We start from the raw sequence: 12,948 nt of genomic DNA on the forward strand, positions 1-12,948 counted from the left end.
ATGAGTGTAATGCCAGGGCTGGCAAAATGGAAACAATCGCCTGCGGTGCGATGACGAACCTGCAAAACCTGCTAGTGTGCAGGCATTCCATCTTCACAGGAGACTTCCATGCTGCATCGCCTGAAATACCTGCCCCTTGCCGCCGCCATCGCCATGGCCGGTGGTTGCACAACCACCTCCGGCAGCGCCAGCCCCGACGCCGCCCTGACGCCCAGCTACAGCCTGACGAATACCTACTGGAAGCTGACGCAGCTCGATGGCGCGCCCGTGACGATGGCGCCGGAGCAGGAACACGAAGTGCGCATCACCCTCACCGATGAGGGCAAGGTCCATGGTTTCACGGGCTGCAACCAGGTCATGGGCGGCTACACGCTGGCCGGCACGGCCCTGCGCTTCACGCAGCTGGCCAGCACCCGCATGGCCTGCCCGCCACCCCTGATGCAGCTGGAAAGCGCGGTACTGGCCAATTTGAACAGCGTGACGGGCTACCGCTTCGATGGCCAATTCCTGGTGCTGCTCAAGGATGGCGCACCCGTGGCTCGCTTTGAATCGGTCTACCTGTGAAATAAAAACCGGCTGCCGTTACAATGGCTTCCAAACCATCATTTGGAAGGAAGCCATGTCTGCCCTGCCCTCGCCGTCCGCAGTTCCCCCGCCATCGGTCGCCGGCCGCTACCGAGCTTTTCTTTTTGACATGGACGGCACCGTCATCAATTCCATCGCCGCCGCCGAACGCATCTGGGGCACGTGGGCGCAGCGCCAGGGCCTCGACGTGACGGCCTTTTTGCCCACCATCCACGGCGCGCGCTCGGTCGACACCATCGCAAAACTGCGCTTGCCCGGCGTCGACGCGCAACGCGAGTCGCAAGGCATCACGGATGCTGAAATCATCGATGTGGATGGGATTATTGAAATCACGGGCGCGCTGCGCTTTTTGGAATCGCTGCCGCCCGCGCAATGGGCCATCGTCACCTCGGCGCCGAGGGCGCTGGCCTTGGCCCGCTTGAAGGCGGCGGGCATGCCGATACCCGCCATCATGGTGACGGCGGAAGACGTCAAGGCGGGTAAACCAAAGCCCGATTGCTACCTGCTGGCGGCGCAAAAACTGGGCGTGGCGCCTGCGGATTGCCTCGTGTTCGAGGATGCATCCGTCGGCATAGAGGCGGGAGAAGCGGCGGGCGCGAAGGTCATCGTCGTCACGGCCACGCATGCGCACCCGCTGGCGACGCGCCACCCGGCCATCGACAATTATGAAGCCATCGTGGCAACCGTCGATAGCGACGGCTTTATTGTCCTGGCCGAGACGGCTGCAGCACGCGCGACAAGATAGTCTGCTCCAGCGCGGCGAAGGCCGCATGGCCGCGCTGGCGCGGGCGCGGCAAGTCCACCTGCACGTCCATGGTGATCTGGCCATCCTCGATCAGCAGCACCCTGTCGGCCAGGGCCACGGCTTCGGCCACGTCATGCGTCACCAGCACGGCCGTGAAACCGCGCGCCAGCCATAGCGACTCGATCAACTGCTGCATCTCGATGCGCGTCAGGGCGTCGAGCGCCCCCAATGGCTCGTCGAGCAGCAGCAGTTGCGGCTCGTGCACGAGCGCGCGCGCCAGCGCCACGCGCTGCTTCTGCCCGCCCGACAGGGCCGACGGCCAGTCGTTTGCCCGTTCGGCCAGGCCCACCGTCCACAGCGAGGCGGCCGCCGCGCCGACGGAACGGGGTAGCCCCAGGGCCACGTTGTCGAGCACAGTCTTCCATGGCAGCAAACGCGATTCCTGGAACATGATGCGGATATCGGGCGCGCCCGCGCCGCTGCCGATGGCAACCTTGCCGTCATCGACGCTTTCCAGTCCCGCGATCGAGCGCAGCAAGGTGCTCTTGCCGCAGCCGCTGCGTCCCACGATGGCGACGAATTCTCCCGCTTCCAGCTGCAGGTCGACGTTTTTCAACACCGGACGTTCGCCATAGGCCTTGCTCAATTGCGTCAGTGCCAATGGCACGCCGCGGCGCGCCAAAGGAGCTTGCGGCGCCACCCTGGCCTGCGGTGGCGCACCGGCCGGGTCGTATTGCACGAAGTGCGACAAAAAGTCCGTTTCGATCTGGATGGGGGCGAGCAGCATGGTATTTTCTTTCCTCATTATCGGTAAGCGGGATTCCAGCGCAGGCAGTGGCGCTCGAGACGGCGCGAGAACAGATCGGCCAGCTTGCCCAGCAAGGCGTACAGCAAAATTCCCACCAGCACCACGTCCGTTTGCAGGAATTCGCGGGCATTCATCGTCATGTAGCCGATGCCGGCCTGCGCCGAAATGGTTTCGGCGACGATCAGCAGCACCCACACGAGGCCCAGCGAGAAGCGCACGCCTACCAGAATCGAGGGCATGGCGGCCGGCAGGATCACGTCGCGGTACAAGGGCCAGCCCGAGAGACCATAGCTTTTCGCCATTTCGATCAAGCCCTGGTCGGCCGAGCGGATGCCGTGGAAGGTGTTCAGGTAGACGGGAAAGAACACGCCGACGGCCAGCAGAAACAGCTTCGCCGTCTCGTCGATACCGAACCACAGGATCACCAGCGGGATCAGGGCCAGCGCCGGGATGTTGCGCACCATTTGCAGTGTCGTGTCGAGCAGGGTTTCCGCATGGCGAAAGCTGCCCGTCAATAAGCCCAGCAGCAGGCCCAGTCCCGCACCGACGGCAAAACCGACCGTCGCGCGCCACAAGCTTGTTTTCAGGTGCAGCCACAGTTCGCCCGATACGGCCAGGTGCCAGAAGGCCTTTGCCACGGCCCACGGCTCGGGCAGGATGCGGCTAGACAGCCAGCCGGCTTGCGACGCCAGTTGCCAGGCCAGCAGCAGCGCCACGGGCAAGGCCCATGGCGCCAGCACCTTGCTCCACGGCGTACCGGGCAGGCGCTTGACGATGGCCGCCGCCATCTCAGGCCGCCTTTTTCTGCGCCGCGGCCGGCACGATATTGCTGGCCATGACTTCGCCGAAGGGTCCCGTCAGTGACTGCTCACCCACGGCCTTGCCCTTGCCCAGCAGCGGGAACACCAGTTCGGCGAAGCGGTACGACTCCTCCAGGTGCGGATAGCCCGAGAAAATGAAGGTATCGATGCCCAGGTCCGCGTATTCCTGCATGCGCGCCACCACCGTCGGCCCGTCGCCGACGAGGGCCGTGCCCGCGCCGCCGCGCACCAGGCCCACGCCGGCCCACAGGTTGGGCGACACTTCGAGCTTGTCGCGCCGCCCGCCATGCAGGGCCGCCATGCGCTGCTGGCCCACGGAATCCATCTTGCCGAAGGCCGCCTGCGCCTTGGCGATGATGTCGTCATCGAGGTGGCTGATCAGTTCATCGGCCGCGCGCCAGGCCGCCTCGTTCGTTTCGCGCACGATCACGTGCAATCGAATGCCAAACCGGACTGTGCGTCCCCGTTTTGCAGCGCGCGCGCGGATATCGGCGATTTTCTCGGCGACGGCGGCGGGCGGCTCGCCCCACGTCAGGTACACGTCCATCTGCTCGGCCGCCAGTTCATGCGCCGGTTCCGACGAGCCGCCGAAATACAGCGGTGGATACGGTTTCTGCACGGGTGGATACAGGGTTTTCGCGCCCTTCACCTGGATATGCTTGCCCTCGAAATCGTAGCCGGCCGCCCCGCCCTCGCCCGCCAGCGTGGCACGCCACACCTTGATGAATTCATCGGAAATCTCGTAGCGCTTGGCGTGGTCGGCAAACAGGCCGTCCGCTTCCAGCTCGCCCTGGTCGCCGCCCGTGACGACATTGATCAACAGGCGGCCATTCGACAGGCGGTCGAACGTGGACGCCATGCGCACGGCCAGGCCGGGCGTGGACAGGCCGGGGCGGATGGCGACGAGGAACTTGAGCTTTTGCGTCACGCTGATCAAGGACGAAGCCACCACCCATGCATCTTCGCATGAGCGGCCCGTCGGCAGCAGCACGCCGTCGTAGCCGAGCGTGTCGGCAGCCACGGCCACCTGGCGCAAATAATCGGCATCGACGGGACGCGCGCCCTGCGACGTGCCCAGGTAGCGGCTGTCGCCGTGGGTAGGGATAAACCAGAAGACATTCAATGACATGGTGTTCTCTATCTCTCTTTGTTTATTTGGTGGCGACTTGCTTGACGGGCAGCAGCGCATCCTTGACGACGATCGGTTTCGGGATCAGCTTCAGGCTGGAAAACGCATCGGCCACTCTTTGCTGCGAAGCGATGACGTCGACCGACACGGGTTTGACGCCGTACGCATAGCGCGAGGCGGCCAGCGCCACGACATCCTTGCCCAGCCCAGTCTGTGTCGACAGGATCGTCGCCACTTCGTCCGGGTTGTTGCGGCCCCAGTCGTCGACCTTGGCCACTTCATCGAGCACGATGCGCAGGATCTCGGGATTTTTTTCCGCATAGCTGCGCGAGGCCAGGTAGAACTGGTAGTTCGCCACCAGGCCCTTGCCATCGGCCAGCACGCGCGCGCCCAGCTGCTTTTCGGCAGCCGCCAGGAACGGATCCCAGATGGCCCACGCATCCACGCTGCCCCGTTCAAAAGCGGCGCGCGCATCGGCCGGCGGCAGGAAGACGGGCTGGATGTCGGCATACGCGACACCGGCCTTTTCCAGCGCCTTCAACAACAGGTAATGCACGTTCGAGCCCTTGTTCAGGGCGATTTTCTTGCCCTTCAAGTCGGCCAGGGTGCGCAAGCCGGAACCCTTGGGCACGACGATGGCTTCACTGGCCGGCGACGCCGGCTCATTGCCGACGTAGACCAGGTTGGCGCCGGCCGCCTGGGCAAAGATCGGCGGCGCCTCGCCCACGGTGCCGAAATCGATGCTGCCCACGTTCAAGCCTTCCAGCAGCACGGGGCCGGCCGGGAATTCCGTCCATTTCACGCCCACGCCCTGCTCGGCCAGGCGCTTTTCCAGAGTCCCGCGCCCCTTCAACAAGGTCAGGGTGCCGTATTTCTGATAACCGATACGCACCTCTGCCTTGGCCTGCGCCTGCGCCGTGGCCGGCATGCCGGCCGCCATCACGCCGGCGGCGGCGGCAAACAGCAAGCCCAAAGTGGTACGGCGCGAGAGTCGTTGTGCGTGGCGGTGTGTCATGGAAGTTCCTTGGTCGGTGAATAATCAGGCGGCTTGATAGTGGGACGCGTACGGCTGGTCTTGCAGCGAACGCACGGGGATCGGAATATCGGCTGGCGCGGACGGACGCTGTCCCTGCAGCACGAACAGGCCGGTGGAGAGTTCCTCGATGCCTGCCTGCACGCGGTCGGCAATCGGCGCATCCAGGCTCAGGCCCCCTTCTTCATGCCACGCCAGTTGCTGCGCATTGGCATAAATGCTGGTGAAGACTTGCTTGGCGCCCAGCGCATGCAGCACGGGACGCAGCGCGTAATCGAGCGCCAGGGTGTGGGCATGGCCGCCGCCCGTGGCCAGCGGCAGCACCAGCTTGCCCGCCAGGCCATCTTGCGGCAACAGGTCGAGGAAGGCTTTCAGCAGCCCTGTATAGGACGCCTTGTAGATGGGCGTGGCGATCACGATGGCGTCCGCATCGGCCACGGCGCGCACGGCGCGGGCAATCGCCGCGTCGTCGTAGTCGGCCAGCAGCAAGGCGCGCGCCGGCAAGTCGCGCACATGCAGCTGGGCATAGCTGTGGCCCTGCAGCGCCAGCTGTTCGCCGATATGCAGCAGCAGGCGGCTGGAACTCGATGGGAGTTGCGGGCTACCGCCCAATAACAAGATGCTCATGTGATGCCCGTCCCTGTAGGTTGTCGAAAGTGGCGTTGCTCGGATGCTTGCAGCCTATCGCCATCAGAAGCCCAGTAAAACGAATGCTTTCGCGCTTCGATATGCGTTTTTTGACTATCCGGGCCTGACGCCCCGCAAGCGAAGGCGCCGGTCTCCGCATGGCTTTTTTCGCATATCCATGCGCGGTTTTCTTCGTGTACGGCGCACGCCTGGCGGTGCAATATCGGCGTCATCGTCTTTCTTGAATGTCACTCATGTCCAGCGCTTTTCTCCATGCCGCCCGCCCCGACGCATTTGCAGCGGAACCCCTGCAGGACGCCATCCGCATCGCAACAAAGCTGGCCGCGCGCCTGGCTGAAACGGCCAATGCCCGCGACCAGGCCGGCGGCCATGCGGCGCAGGAACGCGAATGGCTGCGCGAGTCGGGTTTGCTGACCCTGTCGATTCCCGTGGAATTCGGCGGCCAGGGCGCGTCGTGGCCCCTCGTCTACCAGGTGATCCGTATTCTGGCGCGCGCCGACAGCGCGCTGGCGCACGTCTTCGGCTTCCACCATTTGCAGCTGGCCGGCCTTCAGCTGTATGGCAGCGCGCAGCAGCAACGCCGCCTGCTCACCTTGACCGTCGACGAGCGCCTGTTCTGGGGCAATGCCTTGAACCCGCTCGACAAACGGGTCACGGCCACCGACAGCGATGACGGCTATATCCTCGACGGCATCAAGAGCTTTTCTTCCGGCTCCGTTGGTTCCGACTGGCTGACCGTCTCCGCCTGGCACGCGCCCACGCAGACGGCGCTGATCGCCGCCCTGCCCACGCGCCAGGACGGCGTGACCGTGCAGGCGGACTGGGACGCCTTCGGCCAGCGCCAGACGGACAGCGGCAATGTGCATTTCCAGGCCGTGGCCCTGCCGCGGGACCTGGTGCTGCAGGCGCCCGCGCAAGCCGCCACGCCGCAAGCGACCGTGCGCTCGCAGATCGCGCAACTGATCATGAGCAACCTCTATCTGGGCATCGCCGAAGGCGCGTTCGAGGCGGCTCGCCGCTACACGGGCGAACAGGCGAAAGCCTGGTTTGCCTCGGGCGTGGACAAGGCAACGGACGACCCATTGGTGCAGCACCGCTATGGCCAGCTGTGGCTCTTGCTGCGTCCCGCGCAAGTGCTGGCCGACAGCGCGGCGCAGGAACTGGAAAAGGTGTTCCGCAAGGGCGCGCTGGTGACGGCGCGCGAACGGGGCTTGCTGGCCGTGGCCGTGGCCGAAGCCAAGTGCCTGGCGCACAAGGCGGGACTGGAGATCAGCAGCCAGATGTTCGAACTGACGGGCGCCCGTTCCACCTCGGCCCAATACGGCTACGACCGCTACTGGCGCAACGTGCGCGTGCACACCCTGCACGACCCCATCGACTACAAGCTGCGCGACCTGGGACGCTTTGCCTTGAACGGCACTGTGCCCGAGCCGACCGCGTATTCGTAATTCACCCACCTAGGAGCTAACATGACCATCGCCCGCCGCACCATCGTCCTCTCCGCCCTGGCCCTGGCCTTGAGCGCCAGCCTGGCCCACGCCAAGGATCCGAAAGACATCACCATCGGCACCAGCGCCGGGCCGTACGCGGACCAGATCAAGCTGGGCATCAAGCCTATCCTGGAAAAGCAGGGCTACAAGGTCAAGCTGGTGGAATTCAACGACTACATCCAGCCGAACTTCGCGCTGGCCGAGGGTTCGCTGGACGCCAACGTCTTCCAGCACATCGTCTACCTGAAGAAATTCGCGCTGGAACACAAGCTGGCCCTGACGGATCTGATCACGATCCCCACGGCGCCGATTGCCATCTACAGCAAGAAGCACAAGACCTTGGACGACGTGAAGGAAGGCACGACGGTGGGCTTGCCGAACGATCCGACCAACCAGGCGCGCGCGCTGGTGCTGCTCGACCAGCTGGGCTGGATCAAGCTGCGCGCCAGCTTCGACCCCGTGCGCGCGTCGGAAAAGGATATCGCCGTCAACACGAAGAAAATCAAGCTGCTGCCGCTGGAAGCGGCGCAGCTGCCACGCTCGCTGGGCGACACCGATTACTCCTTTATCAACGGCAATTACGCCCTGGCGTCGGGGCTGAAGCTGACGGAGGCGCTGGTGGCCGAGAAAATCTCGCACAACTACATCAACCTGGTGGCCATCCGCACGGCGGACAAGGACAAGCAGTTCGCCAAGGACCTGGCGGCCGCCTACCGCTCGCGCGAATTCCTCGACATCACGAACAAGCACTTTGCCGGCTATTCGAAACCCGATTACCAGCAAGCGTTGCAGACGGCGGCCAACTCGGTGACCAAATAAGTCATGGCAAAGACGATACGCTTCAACGCCTTCCAGATGAATACCGTCGGCCACCAGTCACCGGGATTGTGGACGCATGCGCGCGATCGCAGCCACCGCTATACCAACCCCGAACACTGGACGGAGCTGGCACGGCTGCTGGAAGCGGGCCTGTTCGACGCGGTGTTCCTGGCCGACGTGCTGGGCGTGTACGACGTGTACCGGGGCAGCCTCGACGCGGCCCTGGAACACGGCGTGCAAGTGCCGCTGAACGATCCGCTGGCCCTCGTGCCCATCATGGCGCAGGCGACCACGCACCTGGGTTTCGGCGTCACCTGCGCCCTCACCTACGAACATCCGTACACGTTCGCGCGGCGCATTTCCACGCTCGACCACCTGACGGGCGGGCGCATCGGCTGGAATATCGTCACAGGCTATCTCGATAGCGCGGCGCGCAACCTGGGCTTGAGCCAGCAACTGGGCCACGACGAGCGCTACGACCTGGCCGACGAATACCTGGACGTCGTCTACAAGCTGTGGGAAAAGAGCTGGGACGACGACGCCGTCGTCAACGACAAGGCGCGCGGCATCTACGCCGATCCCGCCAAGGTACATCCGATCAACCATGCCGGGCGCCACTACCAGGTGCCCGGCATCCATTTGTGCGAGCCGTCGCCGCAACGCACGCCCTTGCTGTACCAGGCGGGCACCTCGCCGCGCGGCACGCGCTTTGCGGCGCGCCACGCGGAAGCGACCTTTGTCAGTGGCCCCAGCAAGACGGTGGTCAAGCGTTATGCGGACGACTTGCGCGCGGCCGTGCGGCAAAGCGGGCGCGATGGCGACGCGCTGCTGATCTATGCACAGGCGCTCGTCATCACGGGCGCCACCGAGGAAGAAGCGCGCGCAAAACACGCCGACTACCTGCGCCACGTGAATATCGAGGCGGCACTCGTGCTGCTGTCCGGCTGGACGGGCGTCGATTTCAGCCGCTACCCGCTCGACGCCACCATCGACTACATCGACTCCCCGGCAGGCCGCTCGGCGCTGGCTTCGTTCAGCCAGGCCGACCCGGACCGCAAGTGGACGGTGCGCGAAGCGGCCGAATACATCGGCCTGGGCGGGCGCGGCCCCGTCATCGTCGGCGATGCGCGCCAGGTGGCCGACCAGCTGGAAAGCTGGCTCGATGAAACGGGCATCGACGGTTTCAATCTCGCCTTCGCCGTCGCGCACGACAGCATGGCCGACGTGGTGGCCCACATCGTGCCGGAACTGCAACGGCGCGGCCGCTACCGCACGCAATATGAAGAAGGCAGCTTGCGCCACAAGGTCTTCGGCCAGGGCCCGCGCCTGCCTGCCGGTCATGCGGGACGCCAGGTCAGCATCGCACCCGCAGACGACGCCGCCCTGGCAGCGGCTTGACCCATCCGATTCCCCATTCAAGGACACCATGAAACGCAGAACCCTCTTGCAACTGGCCGCCAGCGGCGCCACCCTCGCCGCCTTGCCCGGCCTCACCCGCGCCGCCGCGCAAGCGCCGCTGAAGGAGCTGCGCCTCGACTACGCCTATTATTCGCCCACCAGCCTGGTGCTGCGCCGCTTCGGCTGGCTGGAAGAAGCGTTCAAGCCGGACGGCACCAGCATCAAGTGGGTGCTCAGCGCGGGCAGCAACCGCGCGCTCGAATACCTGAACGCCAACAGCATCGACATCGGCTCGAGCGCCGGCCTGGCCGCCCTGCTGGCGCGCGCCAACGGCAACCCTATCCGCGCGCCGTATATTTTTTCGCGTCCCGAGTGGACGGCGCTGGTGGTGCGCAAGGATAGCCCCATCCGCAGCCTCGCCGACTTGAAAGGCAAGAAGGTGGCCGCCACCAAGGGCACCGACCCGTATCTGTTTCTGCTGCGCGCATTGAAGACGGCGAGCCTGAAACGCGGCGATATCGAACACGTCAGCCTGCAGCATGCCGACGGCCGCGCGGCACTGGAGCAGGGCAAGGTCGATGCCTGGGCCGGCCTCGATCCGCACATGGCCGCCAGCGAACTGGAAGCGGGGTCGCGTCTGATCTACCGCAACGTGGCGTTCAACACCTACGGTTTCCTGAACGTGCGCGAGGAATTCCTCGCCAGCCGCCCCGCCGAAGTAGGCAAGGTGATACAGGCCTACGAACGGGCGCGCGCCTGGATACGCGCCTATCCGGCCGAGGCGGCAAAGATCCTGTCGGAGGAAGCGAAGGTCAGCCTGCCGGTGGCGCTGCTGCAGGTGAAGCTGCGCAGTGACTTCAGCAATCCGCAGCCGTCGAGCGAACATGTGAAGGCCCTGCTGGTGGCCGCGCCCATCCTCGTCGATGAAGCGCTGGTCAAGCCGGGCGCCGACTTGAACCGCGCCATCGCGGACCTGGTCGACACGCGCTTCGCCGCCCCCTTCATCGGCAAAGCGTAAGCGCTCATGGCCAGAGACACGCTCGCCGCACCGGCACAGGCCAACGAGACCGGCGTCCGGCGCAAGCTTCCTCCCTTGCCGCGCGCGGCGCTTGGCCTGCTGCTGCCCACCCTGGCGCTGCTGGCGGCGGAACTGGGCGTGCGCGCGGGCGCCATCCCCGCCAACCTGCTGCCCGCGCCCAGCGACATCGCCGCCACCATCGCCGACCTGGCGCGCCAGGGCCTGGCCGGCCACGTATTGGCCAGTACCGCACGCGTGGCCATCGGCTTTGCGGGCGGCGCGCTGCTGGCCATCGTGCTCGGCGCGGCCGTGGGCTTGAACCGCACGGTGGAGGCGCTGCTCGACCCCACGTTCCAGGCCTTGCGCGCGATTCCCTCGCTGGCCTGGGTGCCTTTGCTGTTGCTGTGGCTGGGCATCGATGAAGCGCCCAAGCTGGTCCTGATCGGCATCGGCGCCTTCTTCCCCGTCTACATGGGCGTGGCGTCGGGCATCCGCGACGTGGACCGCAAGCTGATCGACGCGGCCCGCATGTACCGTTTGAGCCGCCCCGCGCTGGCGCGGCGCGTGCTGCTGCCGGCCGCGCTGCCGGCCATCTTCACGGGCTTGCGCAACGGTTTGAGCCTGGCCTGGATGTTCATGGTGGCGGCAGAACTGATCGCCGCCAGCCAGGGCCTCGGCTATCTGCTCAGCGACGGGCGCGAAACGAGCCGCGCCGACATCGTGCTGGCCGCCATCGTGCTGCTGGCCGTGCTGGGCAAGGCCAGCGACAGCCTGATGCAGCGCCTGGAAACCCGTTTGCTCGCCTGGCGCGACAGCTATGCCACTCCCTGACGAAAGCCCCCACGCATGACTGCCCTGCTTGACATTGCCATCCATGACAAATCCTATGGCGCGCGGCGCGTGCTGCACAACCTGCAGCTGCAACTGCACCAGGGCGAGATCGTCAGCCTGATCGGCGCCAGCGGCTGCGGCAAGAGCAGCCTGCTGTCCATCGTGGCGGGGCTCGATACGGACTTTCGCGGCACATTGCGCCTGGGCGGCCAGCTGCTGACGGGCGTGCACGCCGACATCGGCCTGATCTTCCAGGAACCGCGTTTGTTTCCCTGGCTGACGGTGGCGCAAAACATCGCCTTCGGCCTCGGTGCCGGTGGCGCAGACGATCCCAGGGTCGCGCAATTGCTGGAGGAAGTGGGCTTGCAAGGCCATGCGCACAGCCTGCCCAAGCAGCTGTCGGGCGGCCAGGCGCAGCGCGCGGCGATTGCCCGCGGCCTGTTCGGCCAGCCACGCATCCTGCTGCTGGACGAACCGTTTTCCGCCGTCGACGCTTTTACGCGCATGAAGCTGCAGGACTTGCTGGCCGCCGTCGCCGCGCGCCATGGTTTGAGCGTGCTGCTGGTCACGCACGATATCGACGAAGCGCTGTACCTGAGCGACCGCATCGTCATGCTCGATACGCGCGCCGGACCGCCGCGCGCCCATTACGACGTGGCCGCGTCCCGGCCGCGCCTGCGCACGCCGGCGGCGCAAGCCCAATTAAAAGAAACCATCCTCGGCGAACTGCACGCCGCACACGCGATCTGAGACTGGCTCAGCGCCAGTGACAAGCCTTGCCATTCATGTTAGCTTGCCATGTTAAAAACAAACAGGCGGCTACGTGCACCTTTCCCTACTTACCGTCCTCGCCATCCTGGCCCTCGACCACAGCGCGGCGCACGCCGACGCGCAGGCCGACACCGGCCAGGCCGTCCACGTCAACAGCATCCGCAATCCGGAATTGAAATCCTACCGCGTGATGGCCGCCGGCCTCGATGCCTTTGACGACTACCATGCACTGGCACCCAAGGCGCGCGAAGTGCGCTTCCAGCTGATTCCCGGACCCGACGCTCCGGCGGACGCCATGCAGGACGTGACCTTGCGCATCGCCGGTAACGACACCACGATCCCCGTGCCCCTGTCGGCCAATGGCAGCTTTGTGCTGCCCCGCAGCGCGCAAGCCGACAGCGAAGATGCAGACCTGGTCACCAACAGGAAGCAAGGCCAGTTCCGCTGGCAGGCCAGCGTCCGCAGCGACGGTGTGCCGCCCGGCATGCGCCGCCTGGGCGACTTGCGCCTGCAATGCCAGGTGACGGTCGCCATCGCCAAGAAAGAGACTCCATTTTTGATACGCACCCTGGTCGCCACCAAGCTGCGCACCACCGACTGGTGTTCCGCCGACGCGCTCAAGATGGGCACGCACAGCGATCCGGCCATCGCCAGCGCCACCCTGCTCGATGGGGAGCGCCGCGTCGCGCTGCAGGTGAAAAATGGCGGCACGTCCTTCCTGGCCCCCGTGGGCGATACCCGCTATGCGGACGATACCCTGATCGAACTGGTGTACAAGGACACTGGCGATGCGCCGCCCGCATCGTTGTGACGTTTGCGTCCGGCCCCGTTCCATGTCAGCATACGCGACCT

General features: G+C 65.5%; 14 protein-coding genes. 9 read left to right on the forward strand and 5 right to left on the reverse strand.

Translation table 11 applies throughout. The annotated features are described in order from the left end of the window. Positions 1 to 108: 108 nt before the first annotated feature. Together GYK42_RS12680 and GYK42_RS12685 are read left to right on the forward strand one after the other, a co-directional pair. Positions 109 to 564 (forward strand): META domain-containing protein, encoded by a 456-nt coding sequence (locus GYK42_RS12680; RefSeq protein WP_166447788.1) that lies wholly within the window; start codon positions 109 to 111, stop codon positions 562 to 564. A 55-nt stretch (positions 565 to 619) separates the two neighbouring features. Next, positions 620 to 1,330: an HAD-IA family hydrolase gene (locus GYK42_RS12685; RefSeq protein ID WP_166447789.1), complete on the forward strand. Its 711-nt coding sequence runs from the start codon at positions 620 to 622 to the stop codon at positions 1,328 to 1,330. On the opposite strand, the gene GYK42_RS12690 is transcribed toward GYK42_RS12685, so the two are convergent. From GYK42_RS12690 to ssuE, 5 genes are read right to left on the reverse strand one after another with little or no spacing between them, the layout of a single operon-like run. Further along, entirely contained in the window at positions 1,287 to 2,117 is an 831-nt protein-coding gene (locus tag GYK42_RS12690; protein ID WP_166447790.1) for an ATP-binding cassette domain-containing protein, read from the reverse strand. The two genes, GYK42_RS12685 and GYK42_RS12690, sit on opposite strands and share 44 nt — an antisense overlap. 17 nt (positions 2,118 to 2,134) lie before the next feature. Next, entirely contained in the window at positions 2,135 to 2,926 is a 792-nt protein-coding gene (gene ssuC / locus GYK42_RS12695; RefSeq protein ID WP_166447791.1) for an aliphatic sulfonate ABC transporter permease SsuC, read from the reverse strand. A gap of 1 nt (position 2,927) precedes the next feature. After that, positions 2,928 to 4,088 carry an FMNH2-dependent alkanesulfonate monooxygenase gene (ssuD, locus tag GYK42_RS12700; protein WP_166447792.1) on the reverse strand — a complete coding sequence of 387 codons (1,161 nt, stop codon included), beginning with the start codon at positions 4,086 to 4,088 and terminating at the stop codon, positions 2,928 to 2,930. A 22-nt stretch (positions 4,089 to 4,110) separates the two neighbouring features. Continuing rightward, a complete protein-coding gene (locus tag GYK42_RS12705) occupies positions 4,111 to 5,103 on the reverse strand; it encodes a sulfonate ABC transporter substrate-binding protein (RefSeq protein ID WP_166447793.1) in 993 nt (330 codons plus the stop codon). Between the two features lie 24 nt (positions 5,104 to 5,127). Further along, entirely contained in the window at positions 5,128 to 5,748 is a 621-nt protein-coding gene (gene ssuE, locus GYK42_RS12710; protein ID WP_166447794.1) for an NADPH-dependent FMN reductase, read from the reverse strand. Between the two features lie 254 nt (positions 5,749 to 6,002). On the opposite strand from ssuE, the gene GYK42_RS12715 reads away from it, so the two are divergent. From GYK42_RS12715 to GYK42_RS12745, 7 genes are all read left to right on the forward strand, one after another. Next, the gene (locus GYK42_RS12715; protein ID WP_166447795.1) at positions 6,003 to 7,217 is read left to right on the forward strand and encodes an acyl-CoA dehydrogenase family protein; all 1,215 of its coding nucleotides are present in this window, start codon (positions 6,003 to 6,005) and stop codon (positions 7,215 to 7,217) included. A 21-nt stretch (positions 7,218 to 7,238) separates the two neighbouring features. Beyond that, on the forward strand, positions 7,239 to 8,078 hold the full coding sequence (locus tag GYK42_RS12720; RefSeq protein ID WP_166447796.1) for a MetQ/NlpA family ABC transporter substrate-binding protein: 840 nt from the start codon (positions 7,239 to 7,241) through the stop codon (positions 8,076 to 8,078). A 3-nt stretch (positions 8,079 to 8,081) separates the two neighbouring features. Continuing rightward, positions 8,082 to 9,476 (forward strand): LLM class flavin-dependent oxidoreductase, encoded by a 1,395-nt coding sequence (locus GYK42_RS12725; protein WP_166447797.1) that lies wholly within the window; start codon positions 8,082 to 8,084, stop codon positions 9,474 to 9,476. A 28-nt stretch (positions 9,477 to 9,504) separates the two neighbouring features. Beyond that, positions 9,505 to 10,494 (forward strand): aliphatic sulfonate ABC transporter substrate-binding protein, encoded by a 990-nt coding sequence (locus GYK42_RS12730; protein WP_166447798.1) that lies wholly within the window; start codon positions 9,505 to 9,507, stop codon positions 10,492 to 10,494. 6 nt (positions 10,495 to 10,500) lie between these two features. Beyond that, positions 10,501 to 11,325, forward strand: coding sequence for an ABC transporter permease (locus GYK42_RS12735; RefSeq protein WP_166447799.1), 825 nt, complete (start codon positions 10,501 to 10,503; stop codon positions 11,323 to 11,325). A 15-nt stretch (positions 11,326 to 11,340) separates the two neighbouring features. Then, positions 11,341 to 12,075 (forward strand): ABC transporter ATP-binding protein, encoded by a 735-nt coding sequence (locus GYK42_RS12740; RefSeq protein ID WP_166447800.1) that lies wholly within the window; start codon positions 11,341 to 11,343, stop codon positions 12,073 to 12,075. Positions 12,076 to 12,148: 73 nt separating this feature from the next. Further along, positions 12,149 to 12,907, forward strand: a complete 759-nt coding sequence (locus tag GYK42_RS12745) for a hypothetical protein (protein ID WP_166447801.1) — start codon at positions 12,149 to 12,151, stop codon at positions 12,905 to 12,907. Positions 12,908 to 12,948 lie beyond the last annotated feature (41 nt).

Source organism: Janthinobacterium lividum, assembly GCF_011601275.1.
Taxonomy (GTDB): Bacteria; Pseudomonadota; Gammaproteobacteria; order Burkholderiales; family Burkholderiaceae_D; genus Janthinobacterium; species Janthinobacterium lividum_E.